At 50.6% G+C, this 17,619-nt stretch carries 16 protein-coding genes; 11 read left to right on the top strand and 5 right to left on the bottom strand.

Going from position 1 to position 17,619, the window contains the following annotated elements; all coding sequences use genetic code 11:
* The first annotated feature begins 333 nt into the window (after nt 1-333).
* Both scpB and BRW83_RS10245 read left to right on the top strand, forming a co-directional pair.
* Entirely contained in the window at nt 334-885 is a 552-nt protein-coding gene (scpB, locus tag BRW83_RS10250; protein WP_036602503.1) for an SMC-Scp complex subunit ScpB, read from the top strand.
* A 57-nt stretch (nt 886-942) separates the two neighbouring features.
* Entirely contained in the window at nt 943-2,436 is a 1,494-nt protein-coding gene (locus BRW83_RS10245) for a pseudouridine synthase (protein ID WP_231284533.1), read from the top strand.
* Nucleotides 2,437-2,472: 36 nt separating this feature from the next.
* Here BRW83_RS10245 and nth read toward each other — a convergent pair whose 3' ends face one another.
* The 4 genes from nth to fdxA form a co-directional block, all read right to left on the bottom strand.
* Entirely contained in the window at nt 2,473-3,114 is a 642-nt protein-coding gene (nth, locus tag BRW83_RS10240; RefSeq protein WP_005879570.1) for an endonuclease III, read from the bottom strand.
* A gap of 97 nt (nt 3,115-3,211) precedes the next feature.
* Nucleotides 3,212-3,874 (bottom strand): RnfABCDGE type electron transport complex subunit B, encoded by a 663-nt coding sequence (locus BRW83_RS10235; RefSeq protein WP_005879571.1) that lies wholly within the window; start codon nt 3,872-3,874, stop codon nt 3,212-3,214.
* A gap of 79 nt (nt 3,875-3,953) precedes the next feature.
* Nucleotides 3,954-5,012, bottom strand: coding sequence for an NAD(P)/FAD-dependent oxidoreductase (locus BRW83_RS10230; RefSeq protein ID WP_005879572.1), 1,059 nt, complete (start codon nt 5,010-5,012; stop codon nt 3,954-3,956).
* A 112-nt stretch (nt 5,013-5,124) separates the two neighbouring features.
* Nucleotides 5,125-5,448: a ferredoxin FdxA gene (gene fdxA / locus BRW83_RS10225; protein ID WP_005879573.1), complete on the bottom strand. Its 324-nt coding sequence runs from the start codon at nt 5,446-5,448 to the stop codon at nt 5,125-5,127.
* Between the two features lie 417 nt (nt 5,449-5,865).
* Between fdxA and tig the strand changes: the two genes are divergently transcribed.
* From tig to lon, 4 genes are all read left to right on the top strand, one after another.
* Entirely contained in the window at nt 5,866-7,209 is a 1,344-nt protein-coding gene (gene tig, locus BRW83_RS10220; RefSeq protein WP_005879574.1) for a trigger factor, read from the top strand.
* A 43-nt stretch (nt 7,210-7,252) separates the two neighbouring features.
* Nucleotides 7,253-7,876, top strand: coding sequence for an ATP-dependent Clp endopeptidase proteolytic subunit ClpP (clpP, locus tag BRW83_RS10215; protein ID WP_005879575.1), 624 nt, complete (start codon nt 7,253-7,255; stop codon nt 7,874-7,876).
* Between the two features lie 134 nt (nt 7,877-8,010).
* Nucleotides 8,011-9,282, top strand: a complete 1,272-nt coding sequence (clpX, locus tag BRW83_RS10210; RefSeq protein WP_005879578.1) for an ATP-dependent Clp protease ATP-binding subunit ClpX — start codon at nt 8,011-8,013, stop codon at nt 9,280-9,282.
* A gap of 152 nt (nt 9,283-9,434) precedes the next feature.
* Nucleotides 9,435-11,846 (top strand): endopeptidase La, encoded by a 2,412-nt coding sequence (gene lon / locus BRW83_RS10205; protein ID WP_005879580.1) that lies wholly within the window; start codon nt 9,435-9,437, stop codon nt 11,844-11,846.
* A gap of 47 nt (nt 11,847-11,893) precedes the next feature.
* Here lon and BRW83_RS10200 read toward each other — a convergent pair whose 3' ends face one another.
* The gene (locus tag BRW83_RS10200; protein WP_005879581.1) at nt 11,894-13,414 is read right to left on the bottom strand and encodes an NAD(P)H-hydrate dehydratase; all 1,521 of its coding nucleotides are present in this window, start codon (nt 13,412-13,414) and stop codon (nt 11,894-11,896) included.
* 269 nt (nt 13,415-13,683) lie between these two features.
* On the opposite strand from BRW83_RS10200, the gene rpsB reads away from it, so the two are divergent.
* From rpsB to uppS, 5 genes are all read left to right on the top strand, one after another.
* The gene (gene rpsB / locus BRW83_RS10195; RefSeq protein WP_005879582.1) at nt 13,684-14,424 is read left to right on the top strand and encodes a 30S ribosomal protein S2; all 741 of its coding nucleotides are present in this window, start codon (nt 13,684-13,686) and stop codon (nt 14,422-14,424) included.
* An 89-nt stretch (nt 14,425-14,513) separates the two neighbouring features.
* Nucleotides 14,514-15,422: a translation elongation factor Ts gene (tsf, locus tag BRW83_RS10190; protein ID WP_005879583.1), complete on the top strand. Its 909-nt coding sequence runs from the start codon at nt 14,514-14,516 to the stop codon at nt 15,420-15,422.
* 97 nt (nt 15,423-15,519) lie between these two features.
* On the top strand, nt 15,520-16,236 hold the full coding sequence (gene pyrH, locus BRW83_RS10185; RefSeq protein WP_005879584.1) for a UMP kinase: 717 nt from the start codon (nt 15,520-15,522) through the stop codon (nt 16,234-16,236).
* Nucleotides 16,237-16,294: 58 nt separating this feature from the next.
* The gene (gene frr / locus BRW83_RS10180; RefSeq protein ID WP_005879585.1) at nt 16,295-16,855 is read left to right on the top strand and encodes a ribosome recycling factor; all 561 of its coding nucleotides are present in this window, start codon (nt 16,295-16,297) and stop codon (nt 16,853-16,855) included.
* A 16-nt stretch (nt 16,856-16,871) separates the two neighbouring features.
* Nucleotides 16,872-17,615 carry a polyprenyl diphosphate synthase gene (gene uppS, locus BRW83_RS10175; protein WP_005879586.1) on the top strand — a complete coding sequence of 248 codons (744 nt, stop codon included), beginning with the start codon at nt 16,872-16,874 and terminating at the stop codon, nt 17,613-17,615.
* The last annotated feature ends 4 nt before the right edge of the window (nt 17,616-17,619 follow it).

Raw genomic sequence — 17,619 nt, 5'->3', positions numbered from 1 at the left:
AGATAAGGCTTGACAAAAAAGTGCAAAAGAGAAAAAGTAGCAACACTAATCCGGTTTTCAGCCTTTCTTTTCTTTTTTGGCTGGACACTTTTTCGCTTATGTTTTACATTCTCGACAGTGCTTTTTGGCAAATAAATTCGACACGCATGACTGAGATGGTTTTCGGCATGTGTGGCCTTGTCCGGTTTGATGTTTCCACAGCCGTTTCTCTCTGGAAAAACGTGTTCAGGCCGGTTTTCCCTTAGCGCGGGTTAAAGAGCCCGTTAAAAGTTCCGGTTTTCATCTGGCCTCGCAATTGCGATTTTCGATGAAACGCGGAATTCCTTGATTCGTATGAATATGGAAGAGGAAAAAAAAGTCCTCGAAACGGCCTTGTTGTGTGCGCAGGAACCCTTGTCGCTACAGGACATGAGAAGCATGTTCGACGGCGATGCACGCGGCGTGAAAATCAGTGCCGACCGGTTCAGGTCGCTGATCGAAGAGCTGAAAAACGACTGGTCGGGCAAGGGACTGGAACTGGTCAATGTCTCGAACGGCTGGCGTTTTCAGAGCCGTCCGGAAATGAAACCCTATCTGGAAAAACTGCGTCAGGAAAAACCTCCCCGTTACAGCAGGGCGACGATGGAAACGCTGGCGATCATCGCCTATAACCAGCCCGTTACCAGAGGGGATATCGAGCGGATTCGTGGAGTGACTGTCAATTCGCAGGCTATTCGCCTGCTGGAAGAAAGAGGCTGGATCGAGGCGATCGGCCATCGTGAGGTTCCGGGACGGCCTGCGCTTTTGGCCACGACTTCACAGTTTTTGAGTGATCTGGGACTGGCTTCGCTGGAACAGTTGCCGCCTTTGCAGGTGTTGCAGGAAATGGATATGGATTCCATCTGACCGGCTTTTTGCGGCCGGATGTGCAATACGGGAAACGGGAATAATTATAGTTTGAGTATGATTGAAATGGATAACGATATGGATGTTGGAGTACCGGTTGAAGCGGTAAATGAACCGCCAGAGGTGAAGGCCGAAAAAGAAACACGCCCGGGGAAGAAAACAGCTAAAAACGCAACAGCCAAACCGGTATCCCGGACGGCAGGAAAACCGTCCTCCAGGGCAAAAGCTGCACTGGATGGAGCTGATCAAACAGGTATGGTACCGGCTGTGAACGATACCCGATCCGAAGCGGTTGCCGACAAACCGGTATCCGGAAAAAAACCGGCCAGAAAACCGGTCGCCAAAATGAACCGGAATGTACCGAAGAACCGCAAGGATGCGGACAAGAACGATGCAGGCAACGTTTTCCGGTTTGTGACTTCCGACGATTACGACAAAATCAATGGAGAGGGTGACGCTTCGGCAGATGCACCAACGAAACAAAAGAATGCCAAACGTGAATTGAGGGCTGAAGACGACGCTCCCAAGCTTCACAAGGTGCTTGCCGATGCCGGTCTCGGTTCCCGTCGCGACATGGAAGAACTGATCATTGCCGGACGCGTTTCCGTCAATGGTGAACCGGCTCATATCGGCCAGAGAATCCTGCCGACGGATCAGGTACGCATCAATGGGAAACTCTTGCAGCGCAAAGTGACGAAAAGCCTTCCTAAAGTCATGCTTTACCACAAACCGGCCGGTGAAATCGTCAGTCGTGACGATCCTGAAAAAAGAGCATCCGTTTTCGATAACCTGCCATCGCTCAAAAACAGCAAATGGCTGGCTGTCGGCCGTCTGGACTTCAATACGGAAGGCCTGCTTCTGTTTACCAATAACGGCGATCTTGCCAATCGCCTGATGCATCCCCGCTACAATATCGAGCGTGAATATGCCGTCCGTACACTGGGCGAACTGGAAGAAGGCATGCGGCAGAAATTGCTGGCGGGCGTCGATCTGGGAGATGGGATCGGACAGTTTTCGAGTATTGCGGATGGTGGTGGCGAAGGCATCAACAAGTGGTATCGGGTCACGATCGGTGAAGGGCGCAACCGTGAAGTGCGCCGCATGTTCGAATCGGTAGGCCTGACGGTTTCCCGCCTGATCCGTACCCGTTACGGTGTGATAACACTCCCGCAGAATCTGAAACGTGGCCGCTGGGACGAGCTCGACGATAACGCTGTCCGCAACCTGATGCGTCTGTCAGGTATGGAACCGAAAGGAGACAAGAGCGCGACGGAAACGGCAAAAGGCCGCAGTGCTGGCGCCAAACGTCAGGGACAGGACAGGAAAGGGAGCTTTGGAAGGTCCGAAACACTGTCCATTCATGAATTCCGCAACAATGACTCCCGTTCGAAAAAAGGGCCGACCAGTGCTCAGAAGGGTGCGCCCCGCTCCCGCCAGCCTGATCCGCTTCAAACGACTTTCGGTTATGCCGGAAGAGTTGAATCGACGACCATGCGAGGCAATGCTCGCGGAAATCGTGGCCAGCAGGGGCAACGTCGTCGCGGAAAATAAAAATTTTCGAAAGTGACTGAATATGGCAGCAGGGTTTTACCTTGCTGCCGTTGTTTTATCGGGGTATCCGCAAAGGTCGTTGATCAGACAGTTTTCACACTGGAAATTCTTGGCCTTGCAGACATAACGCCCATGCAGCAAAAGCCAGTGGTGGGCGTTCATCATGTATTTCGGAGGGATGACTTTCACCAGTCCCTTTTCAACTTCCAGCACGTTTTTGCCCGGGGCAAGCCCGGTCCGGTTCGACACGCGGAAGATATGCGTATCGACTGCCATCGTCATCTGATTGAAAGCCGTGTTCAGAACGACGTTGGCCGTCTTGCGCCCGACGCCCGGAAGTGCTTCAAGCGCTTCCCGGTCTGCGGGAACGTCGCCGTCGTGTTTTTCCAGCAATATTTCCGACATGCGAATGATGTTTTTGGACTTGGTAGGATACAGGTTGATCGTCTTGACGTAAGACTTCAGTCCTTCAACACCAAGCGCAATAATGGATTCGGGAGTGTTGGCGACCGGATACAGTTTTTCAGTCGCCTTGTTGACCGAGATGTCCGTCGCCTGAGCGGATAACATCACGGCAACGAGCAATTCATAAGGACTGTTGAATTGCAGATCAGATCGGGGATCGGGATTCGCTTTTTTGAAGCGCTCGAACATTTCTTCTATTTTTTTCGGCGTCATTTGTCTGTTTTGTAAGGAAATAGTGGAAGCGAAGCCAACATGATGCCACTTTTTCGAAAATCCGGTTGGCAGCCTCGTATTTCAGGACAAAAACGGTTCAGGGTTTATGGCGGTATTCTCTTGCTTTTTCCCTGGCACGTTCCAATGCCTTGCGGAGGATTTCCGATTTTTTATTCTCTGCTTGTGAAGCGGATTCCTGTGCAGGTTGCTTGCTGGCACTCAGGCGGTTCAGCTTGTTTTTTTCATCATCGAGACGTTTTTGCCGCCTCTCGAAACGCTCACGGGCAGCGCTTGCATGTCCGGTATCCCATACTTCGGAAAATGGTAGCGTTGCTGACATGTTTTTCAGGCCTATGCAATCGAGCGGGCATGTCGGGATGCACAATTCACAGCCGGTACAGTAATCGTTTATGACCGTATGCATCATTTTGCCGGTGCCGACGATGGCGTCGACCGGACAGGCCTGAATGCAAATCGTGCAGCCGGTACATGTCGTTTCGTCAATGACTGCAATGGAATACGGTTTTTCCTCGCCACAGCTTCTGTCCAGCGGCAATTCTTCAAGCTGTAGAAGTTCGGCCAGTTTCTGTATTCGGGATTGTCCGCCTGTCGGACAACGATTGATGGGGACTCCGTTTTCCACAATGGCCATGGCATAAGCACGGCAGCTGTCGAAACCACATTTGGCACATTGGGTTTGCGGCAGTATGGATAGAATCCGGTCGATCAGTCCGGTTTTGTTTTCTTCAGGATTTCTCACAGCGCTATTATCGCAAATTTTTCATGCAATAAAAAAGCCGTCAGCTTCATGCTGACGGCTTGCGCGATTCATTGTCGTCTTAATCGAAAGTCGGCGTTTCGACCCCCAGAACCTTGTGCAGTTTCGGAGAGGTCGTGGTGTATTGGAGATGGACTTTCTTTTCCGGGAAGACGTAAGGTGCGGCAGCAAAAGCGGCCAGTGCGGCTTCGTGGAAGCCTGAGAGGATCAGTTTTTTCTTGCCCGGATAAATATTGATATCGCCCACGGCAAAAATACCGGGGATATTCGTCTGGAATTTTTCCGTATCGACGACAATCTGGCGACGGTCGATTTCGAGGCCCCATTCGGCAATCGGTCCCAGTTTCGGCGACAGGCCGAAGAAGACGAGCAGGCAGTCCAGCGGCAGGCGGCGCGTGACGCCGTCAAGACCGGTGACCTTGATTTCCGTCAGTTTGCCGTCCTGGCTTTCATAACCCGTTACCTGTCCGGTCAGGGCCTGCATGCAATATTCTTCACACAAATCCTTCATTTTGGAAACGGAAGCGGGCGCGGCGCGGTATTCCTCACGGCGGTGAAGCAGAATGACGGATTCGGCGATGTCGACCAGTTTCAGGGCCCAGTCCAGTGCGGAATCACCACCACCACAGACAACGAGATTTTTTCCCCGGAACAGTTCAGGGTCTTTGACACGGTAAAAGAGCTGGGAATTTTCGAATTGCTCGATACCATCCACTTTCAGGGTGCGTGGCTGGAAAGCGCCGACGCCGGCCGCGATGAAAACGGTTTTGGTAATGAATTTCTTGCCAATGGATGTTTCCAGATCGAAACGGCCATCCTCGCGGCGTTCGACCTTGACGACTTCTTCTCCGAGATGGAAGGTCGGGCCGAAAGGCTCGATCTGTTTCATCAGGTTTTCCGTCAGTTCAAGGCCTGTATAGGAAGGAACCGCCGGAATGTCGTAAATCGGTTTGTCGGGATACAGTTCAACGCATTGGCCGCCGACAGCGGGCAGGGAATCGATGACGTGCGCCTTGATTTCGAGCAGTCCTAGCTCGAATACCTGAAAAAGTCCAACCGGACCGGCGCCGACGATAACGGCATCGGCTTCGATTGGCATAGTGTCAATTCTGGCATCCATTATTGATGAAGTTCCTGTTTATGACCGTCTCCCCGTAAAGAAAACCATGCTCACAATACAGCTGCAAGAGCATGGCAGGCAGGAAACGACGGTACGATGAATCGTTAATTCTCTATTTAATCAGATGACGCAATTTGTCCTTGACGTCTTTCCATTTGTCCGCATCGGGCATCGGGTCCTTTGAACGGGTGATCGTGGGCCATTTTCCGGACAGTTCCGCATTCAATGCGATAAATTCCTGCTGGTTCTCCGGTACGTCTTCTTCAGCGAAAATCGCTTCGGCCGGGCATTCCGGGACACAGACTGCACAATCGATGCATTCATTCGGATTGATCACCAGTGTATTGGGCCCTTCGTGAAAACAATCGACAGGGCATACATCCACGCAATCAGTATATTTACAGAGAATACAGGCATCGGTGACAACGTGAGTCATAATCGTCCTTCTGGTTTATTCCTTGGGGGGTGACCGATAAAAATTTGAATTATAAAATAATTCGGCCTCATGAAAACCCTGCATTCTAGAATAATTCAGACATCCTAACAAATTTCAAATAAAATAGTAATGATAATCATTCTCATTTATAAGTTTGTGGAAGAATAGCACTTTGCCGGTTTTTTTGAAGATTTTTTGATTGTTTTTTGATGAAAAATATCAGAATTTTGCTGTATTTGAACAATTTCGGCTAAAATGTCGAGCTGTTTTAATGAATAATTGCCGTTTGTTTTGGATTGCCCGCCGCCAAGGGGGTAAACTGCGGGACAAAGGCGCGATTTATATTTTTAGTTAAATGAAAAACGGTTTTGAAATCAGGTGTCTGGTTTCAAAGCCTCTATTTTTTGGACAAATTACATGGCAAACGCTGTTGAAACCCTGGAAAAGCTCGAAAGACGTCTGACCGTCTCCATCCCTGTCGCTGACATTACAACGGAAGTTGAAAAACGTTTGAAAGTACGTGCACGTACTGCAAAAGCTTCCGGTTTCAGACAGGGCAAAGTGCCTATGGATATGGTTGCATCCATGTATGGTGCAGGCATCCAGAATGACGTACTGAATGAAAAAATCTCGTCTGCTTTCTCCAAGGCTGTCGAAGAAAACAATCTGCGCGTTGCGGGTTATCCGAAATTCGAGGAAAAAACCGGTGACGACGTTTCCAAGGACGAAATCGCCTTTACCGCAACTTTCGAGGTTTATCCTGAAGTCAAGATTGGCGATCTTGCCAAGGTAGAGCTGGAAAAAGCCGTTGCAACGGTAACCGATGCCGAAGTCGACAAGACTCTGGATATCCTGAGAAAACGTCAGGCACATTTCCACGTCAAGGGTGAAGACGGCGAACACGGCAAGGGCGGTGACGACGTATCCGCGCAGGATGGCGACCGCGTAACCATCGATTTCACCGGCCGTATCGACGGCGTTGAATTCGAAGGTGGCAAGGCCGAAGACTTCCCGTTTGTTCTGGGTGAAAAACAGATGTTGCCTGAATTCGAAAATGCGATTCGTGGCATGAAAGTCGGCGAAACCAAGGTTTTCCCGCTGGCTTTCCCTGAAGACTATCATGGCAAGGATGTAGCAGGCAAAACGGCTGAATTCACCGTTACCGTAAAGAAAATCGAATGGTCGCATTTGCCGGAACTCGACGATGCATTTGCACAGGCGCTGGGCATCAAGGAAGGCGGCGTTGCAAAACTGCGTGAAGATATCCGTACCAATCTGGAACGTGAAGTCAAGAATCGCCTGATTTCCATCAACAAGAACCGTGTGATGGATGCCCTGATCGACGTGTCCGAATTCGACATTCCACAGGCACTGGTCAAACAGGAAACCGACCAGCTGATCGAAATGACCCGTCACGATCTGTCAGTACGCAATCCTGCACAGAAAGATATCGCACTGCCACCTGAACTCTTTGCAGCGCAGGCCGAAAAACGTGTCCGTCTGGGCATGCTGCTGGGCGAGTTGATCAAGGACAATATTCTGGCGGTCTCTGCTGATAAACTGAAGGAAAGGGCAACTGAAATTGCTGCCAGCTATGAAAATCCGCAGATGGTCATCGATTATTACCTGAATGATCCTGGTCGTCGCAGAGAACTGGAAGCAATGATTATGGAAGAAAACGCAGTAGATTACGTTTTCGGAAAAGCCAAGGTAACTGACAAGGCAGTTCCTTTCGAAGAACTGATGAATCAGCCACTGTAATCAAGAAAATCTCCGGATTTTCACCATTTTGACAGGACGACAAATGACACAGTTTCGTGATTCTGCACTGGACACCCGGATGCTGGGCATGATCCCCATGGTGATCGAACAGAGTGGCCGCGGGGAACGGGCTTATGATATTTATTCCCGTCTCCTGAAAGAAAGGATTGTCTTTCTGGTCGGTCCGGTCATGGATCAGAATGCCAATCTGATCGTTGCGCAGCTCCTGTTTCTGGAAAGCGAAAATCCGGACAAAGACATTTCGCTGTATATCAACTCGCCGGGCGGCTCCGTTTCGGCCGGAATGGCGATTTACGATACGATGCAATTCATCAAGCCGCAGGTTTCGACCCTGTGTACGGGGCTGGCGGCTTCGATGGGCGCGTTTCTTCTGGCGGCTGGCGAAAAGGGCAAGCGTTTTTCACTGCCCAATTCGCGCATCATGATTCACCAGCCATCAGGCGGCGCGCAGGGGCAGGCAACGGATATTGAAATCCATGCGCGTGAAATCCTTTACCTGCGTGAAAGGCTGAACGGTATTCTCGCCGACAATACCGGCAAGAGTATCGAACAGGTCGCTCGCGATACGGAAAGGGATAATTTCATGTCGGCAAATGAGGCAAAGGATTATGGCCTTATCGACGATGTCCTGTCCAAACGTATGTAAAGGCGCCTCGATCATTATGCAAAAGCCCGAACATCTTACGTTCGGGCGTTTTTTTCGATGTCCGCTGCCAGAAAACCGGGTTTATGGTATCTTCATAATTCTCATATCGAATCCAAAAACTTGACCCTCTACTCATGTCAGAAAACAAAACACCAGCACCTGAAAAAATGCTTTATTGCTCGTTCTGCGGAAAAAGCCAGAATGAAGTCAAAAAGCTGATTGCCGGTCCATCCGTATACATTTGTGACGAGTGTATCGATTTATGTAACGACATTATCCGGGATGAACTGTTAAGCCCTGAATTCGGTCAGGAAAACGGTTCCGAACTGCCGACGCCAAAAGAAATCTGCAATCTGCTGGACCAGTACGTTATCGGTCAGGAACAGGCGAAGAAAATTCTTTCCGTCGCGGTTTACAATCATTACAAGCGCCTGAAATTCTATGGCGGCAAGAATGACGACGTCGAACTGTCGAAAAGCAATATCCTTCTGGTCGGCCCGACAGGTTCCGGCAAGACGCTTTTGGCACAGACTCTGGCCAGAATGTTGAACGTACCTTTCGTCATTGCCGATGCAACCACTCTGACCGAAGCCGGTTATGTGGGCGAAGACGTCGAAAACATCATCCAGAAACTGCTTCAGGGCTGCGAATATGATGTCGAAAAAGCGCAAAGAGGCATTGTTTACATTGATGAAATTGATAAGATTTCAAGAAAGTCCGATAATCCTTCCATCACCCGTGACGTGTCGGGTGAAGGGGTTCAGCAGGCCCTGTTGAAAATGATCGAGGGAACCATGGCATCGGTTCCTCCGCAAGGTGGTCGCAAACACCCGAATCAGGATTTCATTTCCGTGGATACCACCAATATCATGTTTATTTGCGGTGGGGCATTCGATGGTTTGACGAAGATCATTTCGAATCGTTCCGAGAAGGGCGGCATCGGATTTTCCGCGCGCGTGAAAAGTCCTACGGACATTGTCGAAAGCGAGAAACTTGCCGACGTCGAACCGGAAGATCTGATCAAATTCGGCCTGATTCCCGAATTGATCGGTCGTCTTCCTGTCGTGGCCGTATTGCACGAGCTGACAGAAGAAGCGCTTGTTGATATTCTTGAAAAACCCAAAAACGCTTTGGTCAAGCAGTACACGAAGTTGTTGCAAATGGAAGGCGCTGAACTGGAGATTCGTCCTGAAGCTCTTCGTGCGATTGCCCGAAAAGCGCTGGAACGCAAAACCGGTGCCCGGGGCCTTCGTTCCATAATGGAGAATTTATTGCTTGATGTGATGTACAACTTGCCGACAGAGCAAAATGTCACCAAGGTCGTCATCGATGAAAATACGGTGACGAAAGATTCGAAACCTTTACTGATTTATCAGGATAAACAAAAAGTAGCCGGACAAAGCTGAATTTGTTTTTTGCGCATTTGATTGCCGGTCATTTTTCCATTTTCAAGGCAGGCTGCCAGCCTGCCGAAAGTCTTGGATAATTTTCACGTCAGGTCTTGTTTTTTCAGGGATCGGGCCAAAATTATCCTTATGCTTATTATTTAAGGTTTCTCATGATGACTTCAACTGATATAAAGCCGTCTAGATTGCCATTGCTTCCATTACGGGATGTGGTTGTCTTTCCGCATATGGTCATTCCCCTGTTCGTCGGGCGTCCCAAGTCGATTCATGCGCTTGAAACGGCAATGGAAAATGAAAAAACCATCATGCTGGCTGCCCAGAAAACAGCGGCAAAGGATGAACCGTCTGCAGAAGATATTTATGAAATAGGGTGCGTTGCAACCGTATTGCAAATGCTGAAGCTCCCCGATGGAACCGTGAAGGTTCTGGTCGAAGGCGTTGGTCGTGCACGGGTCGATCATGTCGAGTCGGAAGAACAGCATCTGGTTGCCGATGTATCGCCTGTCGAATCCACGGGGGAAAACGAACCTGAAATCGAAGCCATGCGGCGCGCGATCGTCCAGCAGTTCGAACAGTACGTCAAACTGAACAAGAAGATTCCTCATGAAGTGGTCGGGTCTCTCTCGACGATCGACGATCCGGGCCGCTTCGCCGATACGATAGCCGCGCATTTGCCATTGAAACTGGAACAGAAGCAGGTTGTTCTGGAAATGGTCAATGTCGAACGGCGTCTGGAATATTTGCTGGAAAGGCTTGAAAGCGAGCTTGACATCATGCAGGTCGAGAAGCGCATCCGTGGCCGCGTCAAACGCCAGATGGAAAAATCGCAGCGTGAATACTACCTGAATGAACAGGTCAAGGCGATCCAGCGCGAATTGGGCGAAGGCGAGGAAGGGACTGATTTTGAAGATCTTGAAAAGAAAATCAGACTGGCCAAGATGCCGAAAGAAGCCCGTGACAAGGCTCTCTCCGAACTCAAAAAACTGAAAGTCATGTCGCCGATGTCGGCGGAAGCGACTGTGGTGCGCAATTACATCGAAACGCTCGTTTCCCTGCCATGGAGAAAAAAATCCAAGGTGAACAACGATCTTGCCAATGCCGAAAAGGTACTGGAAGACGATCACTATGGTCTGGACAGGGTCAAGGAACGCATCCTTGAATATCTTGCCGTCCAGCAGCGGGTCGACAAGGTCAAGGCGCCGATTCTGTGTTTCGTCGGCCCTCCGGGAGTTGGCAAGACCTCTCTTGGTCAATCTATCGCACGTGCAACGAACCGGAAATATGTCCGCATGGCGCTGGGTGGCGTGCGTGATGAAGCTGAAATCCGCGGTCATCGCCGTACCTATATCGGTGCGATGCCGGGCAAGATTTTGCAAAGTCTGGTCAAGGCCGGTGTCCGCAATCCGCTTTTCCTTCTGGATGAAGTGGACAAGATCGGCGCGGATTTCCGCGGCGATCCGGCAGCGGCTCTTCTGGAAGTATTGGACCCGGAACAGAACCATACGTTCTCCGACCATTATGTCGAAGTGGATTTCGATTTGTCGGATGTGATGTTCATTGCGACATCCAATTCCTACAATATTCCTCCTGCCCTGCTCGACAGAATGGAAGTGATTCGCCTTTCCGGTTATACGGAAGACGAAAAAACGAGCATTGCACAGCGTTATCTGTTGCCGAAACAGATCAGGGGAAATGGCCTGAAGGAAACGGAAATTTCAATTACCGAGGGCGCCATCAGGGATATCATTCGTTATTACACACGGGAAGCCGGTGTCCGGGCGCTGGAACGCGAAATCTCCAAGATTTGCCGCAAGGTCGTCAAGATGCTCCTGTTGAAAAAACAGAATCGCAAAATTGTCGTCACGCCGAAGAATATCGATAAATTCCTGGGTGTTCGCCAGTTCGATTATGGTGTCGCAGAAAAGGAAAACCAGATCGGTGAAGTGTCCGGACTGGCATGGACGGAAGTCGGCGGTGAATTGCTGACAGTCGAAGCGGTTGCCGTTCCGGGCAAGGGCCAGATCATCCGTACCGGTACTTTGGGCGACGTGATGAAGGAATCCATCGAAGCGGCCAGAACGGTTGTTCGCAGCCGTGCCAACAAGCTGGGTATCAAGAATGAGGCTTTCGAGAAGAAAGACATCCATATCCACTTGCCTGAAGGCGCGACTCCTAAAGACGGCCCGTCAGCCGGTATTTCGATGGCGACGGCACTGGTTTCCGTATTCAGTGGCATTCCGGTTCGGGCAGATGTCGCCATGACGGGTGAAATCACCCTGCGCGGGGAAGTCCTGCCGATCGGTGGCCTGAAAGAGAAACTGCTTGCGGCTTTGCGCGGGGGGATTAAACAGGTCATCATTCCACAGGAAAACGTGAAGGATCTGATTGAAATCCCGGACAACGTCAAAAACAAGCTGGAAATCATTCCGGTTCGCTGGATCGACAAGGTTTGGGAAATCGCTCTGGAAAGCCAGCCCGAACCGATTACGGAAGAGGCGGCAGCCATCGCCGTAGCGGCTGAACCGGCTGAAAATGCCAGTGGCGGCAACCTCATGACGCATTGACCGGTTTTATGATTCATTGAAAAAGCCCCGGATATCCGGGGCTTTTTTTAAGTCTTTCGCTTAACCAGAAGATTCAGTTGCAAGCGGACTTCAGGAGCCAGTTCACCTGCCACCGTTCCAATTGGTCCGTGACGGCGAAGAGCCAGTGTATCGGCGGCCTTGCCATGCAGCCAGACGGCAGCGAGGGTGGCTTCCCATGCAGGCCAGCCCTGCGCGATCAGTGCACCGGTAATTCCGGAAAGAACGTCCCCTGTTCCTGCTGTTGCCAGTGCCGGGTTGCCGGTCGGGTTGATGACCGTTTTGCCGTCCGGTGAGGCGATGACGGTTCCCGATCCCTTGAGAACGGCGACAGCCTTGAATCGCCGGGCCAGTTCTCTGGCAGCTTCGAGCCGGTTGGCCTGAATGACGTCACTGGTGGTTTTCAAAAGTCTTGCAGCTTCCAGCGGGTGCGGCGTGATGATCGTCGGGGAATCTCTTTCTGAAAGCATTTGGGCGATCGCCCCGTTTTCTGAAAGAATGTTCAGGGCATCGGCGTCCAGAACGATTGGCGTATGGGCTTCAATCGTTTTGATCACGATATCCCTGGCGGCGCCGGATTTGCCCAATCCGGGCCCGGTCACGATGACGTCGGTGGCAAAATCGAACTGGTGTGCAGCACGAAACATGATTTCAGGAGAAACCGGGTCGTAGGCTGGCGGGTTTTTCAGGTAAATGGCATAACACAATCCGGCACCGGAAAAGAGAGCTGCCTTTGCGGCGAGTACCGGCGCGCCGCTCATGCCTTGTGTCCCTCCGACAATGGCGATGCGGCCATAACTGCCTTTGTGCGAATCTTCCGGGCGCGGTTTCAGACAGGATTCAAACAGATCCGGTGAATTCAGCCAGCACCGGGTTTCGGGAAAATATTTCCTGTCGACATCCAGCGTGACCACATGGACTCTTCCGGCGCAGTCGCGCCCTTTTCGGGTATGGAGTCCCGGTTTGTCGGCGATGAACGTAATCGTATCGGTCGCGTGAACGGCAATTTCTTCTTTTCCGACGATGTTGCCCGTATTTGCGTTCAGGCCGCTGGGAACGTCAAGGGCCAGTATCGGACATTTGAATGTATTGACGATTTCGACCAGTTTTTGCCGGTTGCCTGTCAGGGCTTCTTTCAGTCCGATGCCGAACATGCCATCGACAACGAGCGCCCATTTTTTTGAACGGATACTCTCCAGTGTCGTTTTGAGCGAAAGGGCGTCTTCCCAGTGCACAGGGCTCTTGACGGCTTTTTTTCTGGCGAGAATGGCTTCTTCGGACTGTTTTTTCCGGTTTGCCACCAGTAAAACGGAGACGGCCACGCCATCGTTTGCCAGAATGGTCGCCATTTCCAGGGCGTCACCACCGTTGTTGCCCGGACCGGCGAGAACGAGGACTTCTTTTTTTGTATCGGCGGATTTCGCCAGCATGTGCATGGCAAGACTGGCGGCTTCACTGCCTGCACGCTGCATGAGCGTTCCCTTGGGCAGATCGGCGAGAGCAGAGCGTTCGATAGTCCGGATGGCGTCGATGGAGTAAAGTGCGTTCATTGTGGTTCAATCCGAGAAATGAGTTGAAGGTAACGGAACGTAAGGTATTACTCTAACAGTTACGGGAATAAAAAAAAGAATTTGTATGTTTGCCGCTATTTTTATCGGTTAATCCCTTTAAGCAAAATGGTTTTTACAGTACAATGATGAACTCTTGAAATTTTTCAAGAAGTTGTTTTATTTTTTATAGCAAAAATCGCGAATTCGACCTGAAAGGGTGCTCATCAAGAGTTCTTGGGCGAATTCAAGACCTAACCCTGGAGATTATTATGTCCGTAACCATGCGTGAAATGCTGGAAGCCGGTGTCCATTTCGGCCACCAAACCCGTTTCTGGAACCCGAAGATGGCTCCTTTCATCTTTGGTCACCGCAACAAAATCCATATCGTCAATCTCGAAAAAACCCTGGCAATGTACAACGACGCGATGAACTACATCCGTCAGCTGGCTGCCAATCGCGGTACGATTCTGATGGTTGGAACCAAAAGACAGGCTCGCGACATCATCGCTGCCGAAGCACAGCGTGCCGGTATGCCTTTCGTCGACCAGCGCTGGCTCGGCGGCATGCTGACCAACTTCAAGACCATCAAGACCTCCATCAAACGTCTGAAAGACATGGAAGCTGCCATTGAAGACGGCTCTGTCGAAAAGATGAGCAAGAAAGAAGGCCTGATGTTCTCGCGCGAAGTTGAAAAACTGCAGAAATCCATCGGTGGCATCAAGGACATGAACGGTTTGCCTGACGCCATTTTCGTTGTCGACGTCGGCTATCACAAAGGTGCTATCACCGAAGCTGCCAAACTGGGTATCCCTGTTATCGGCGTTGTCGATACCAACCATTCCCCTGAAGGTCTGGCTTACGTTATTCCAGGTAACGACGATTCGTCCAAAGCCATCCAGTTGTACGCTCGCGGCGTAGCTGACGCGATCCTCGAAGGCCGTGCCAATGCAATGCACGACGTTCTCGAAGCCGCCAAAGGCGAAGAAGCTGTTGCCGCAGAAAGCAACTAAAAGTTTGCAGGCCTGTTTCCGGTCCGGAAACAGGCTGTTTGAAGAAACAGGTAGTCGGGAGCTGTAGCTCCCCTTGAGAGGAGAACAATATGGCAGTCATTACAGCAGCCATGGTAGGTCAATTGCGTGCCAAGACGGACGCTCCTATGATGGAATGCAAAAAAGCGTTAACCGAAGCGGACGGTGATCTGCAGAAAGCGGAAGACCTGTTGCGCGTCAAACTGGGCAACAAGGCTTCGAAAGCGTCTTCCCGCGTTACCGCTGAAGGCGTTATCGCCATTCACGTCGATGGAAACACCGCTTCCATCATCGAAGTCAACTGTGAAACCGACTTCGTTACCAAGAATGATGACTTCATTGCACTGGCAAACAGCTGTGCAAAACTGGTCAATGACAACAATCCGGCAGACGTGGCTGCCTTGTCCGCCTTGCCTTTCGATGGCAAGACGCTTGAAGAATATCGCACAGCGCTCGTGGGTCGTATCGGTGAAAACATGTCGATCCGCCGTTTCGCCCGTCACGAAAGCAGCGCCAAAATCGCAACCTATCTGCACGGAACCCGCATCGGTGTTGTTGTCGAATACGAAGGCCCTGACGAACAGGTCGGTAAAGACGTTGCCATGCATATCGCTGCAATGAAACCGGTTGCCCTGTCTTCGGAAGGTGTCTCTCCTGAACTGATCGAACGGGAACGTTCGGTTGCCGCACAGAAAGCGGCTGAAGATTCCGCCAAGGCCGTTGCCGAAGGCAAAAAAGCACAGCCAGCCGATATCGTTGCGCGTCGTGTTGAAGGTTCGGTACAGAAATTTTTGAAAGAAGTTTCCCTTCTGAACCAGCCATTTGTCAAAAACGACAAACAGTCTGTTGAACAAATGCTGAAAGAAGCGAAAACCACTTTGAAATCCTTTACCCTTTATGTTGTGGGCGAAGGGATCGAGAAGAAAGTGGATAACTTCGCTGAGGAAGTGGCTGCCCAGATGGCAGCGTCCAAAGCTTGATGGCAATTTGAAAACGGGCCGAAAGGCCCGTTTTTGCAAGTTCTGTCCTTCTCGTTCATTCCAATGTCTTAACGTTGTCAATTAAGGAATCGCAATCATGACCACTCCTGTATACAAGCGGGTTCTTCTGAAGTTGTCAGGTGAAGCTCTTATGGGCGAAGACCAGTTCGGCATCAATCGTGCTTCTATCGAACATATGGTTGAAGACGTGGTCGATGCGGCGAAGCTGGGCGTTGAAATGGCTATCGTTATCGGTGGTGGCAATATTTTCCGGGGCGTCGCTCCCGGCGCAAAGGGAATGGATCGTGCGACGGCCGATTATATGGGGATGCTGGCCACGGTCATCAATTCCCTCGCTTTGGCCGATGCCATGGAGCAGGCCGGTTTGACGGCACGTGTCATGTCTGCCATCGGTATCGACCAGGTTGTCGAATCCTATGTCCGGCCGAAAGCGCTCCAGTATCTGGAAGAAGGCAAGGTAGTCGTTTTCGCTGCAGGTACCGGCAATCCGTTTTTCACGACCGATACCGCTGCTGCCTTGCGTGGCGCGGAAATGGGTGCTGAAATCGTTCTGAAAGCGACCAAGGTCGATGGCGTCTACAGCGCCGATCCGATGAAAGATGCGTCGGCTTCCCGTTATTCGCACATCACTTTTGACGAAGCGATTGAAAAGCATCTTGAAGTCATGGATGCCGCTGCATTTGCCCTCTGTCGCGATCAGAAATTACCGATTAAAATATTCTCGATCCTGAAACACGGTGCCTTAAAACGTGTTCTTCTGGGTGAAGACGAGGGAACGCTGGTTCACCTTTAAACCTTACACTGACAATCCGGTTTTTTCCGGTCAGGTTTATTTTGCATAAGGAAGTGTCATGAGTATTGCCGATGTGAAAAAAAGTGCCGAACAGAAAATGAACAAATCGATCGAGTCACTGAAAGCCGATCTGGCCAAGGTTCGGACTGGCCGGGCTCATACCGGTATTCTCGATCATGTAGAAGTCGATTATTACGGTTCACCAACCAAGATCAGCCAGGTTGCCAATATCACCTTGCTGGACGCACGTACCATTTCTGTCCAGCCGTGGGAAAAGAAAATGGTCAACGCTATCGAAAAAGCCATTCGCGATTCCGATCTGGGCCTGAATCCTTCGACGATGGGTGAAATCATTCGCGTTCCGACACCAGCGTTGACGGAAGAACGCCGCAAGGAAATGGTCAAGCTGGTCAAGACGGAAGGTGAAGACGCGAAGGTTGCCGTCAGGAACATTCGCCGTGACGCCAATGAAGCCGTGAAGAAAATGGTCAAGGACAAGGAGTGCTCGGAAGACGATGAACGCCGTTCACAGGACGACATCCAGAAACTGACTGACAAATTTGTCCAGCAAATCGACAAGCTGCTTGCCGACAAGGAAAAAGAAGTCATGACAGTATAAGCGGACCGTATCCGATATGGTTAGCGATCAGACTTCAACATATGCTGCGGATAAGAATCTTATGCCGCAGCATATTGCTATTGTGATGGATGGAAACGGACGCTGGGCGAAAAAACGTTTTTTGCCCCGTGTTGCCGGACATGTCAAAGGCGTGGAAGCGATCAGGCGGACAATTGAAGGATGTATCGTTCGCAATATCCCTTATCTGACGGTTTTTGCGTTCAGCTCGGAAAACTGGAAAAGACCGGGCGAGGAAGTCAGTTTCCTGATGAACCTGTTTCTTTCTTCTCTTGAAAAAGAGACCGATAAATTGCACGACAACGATATCCGGCTCAAAGTGGTCGGTGACTTGAGCCGTTTCGATGTGCCTTTACAGAAGGCTATAACCGTTGCAGAAGAAAAAACGTCGAAAAATTCGACACTCACGCTGACGGTTTGCGCCAACTATGGCGGCCGCTGGGATATCTTGCAGGCAGCGAGACGGATGTCTTCGGAAGGGCTGGATGTAAAAGACATGACGGAAGAACGTTTGTCGTCTTATCTTGCCCTTTCCTACGCTCCTGAACCGGATCTTTTCATCCGCACGGGCGGTGAAACACGAATTTCAAATTTTCTTCTTTGGCAATTGGCCTATTCGGAGTTATATTTTACAGAAACCTTCTGGCCCGATTTCGACAATGAAGAACTGGAAAAGGCAATCGCGTCTTTCCAGTCGAGAGAACGACGGTTCGGAAAAACCAGTGAACAATTAACGGATTAGGCAA

It is taken from the genome of Oxalobacter formigenes, from assembly GCF_002127965.1.
GTDB lineage: Bacteria > Pseudomonadota > Gammaproteobacteria > Burkholderiales > Burkholderiaceae_D > Oxalobacter > Oxalobacter formigenes.
This window is presented reverse-complemented; position numbering and strand designations above follow the sequence as displayed.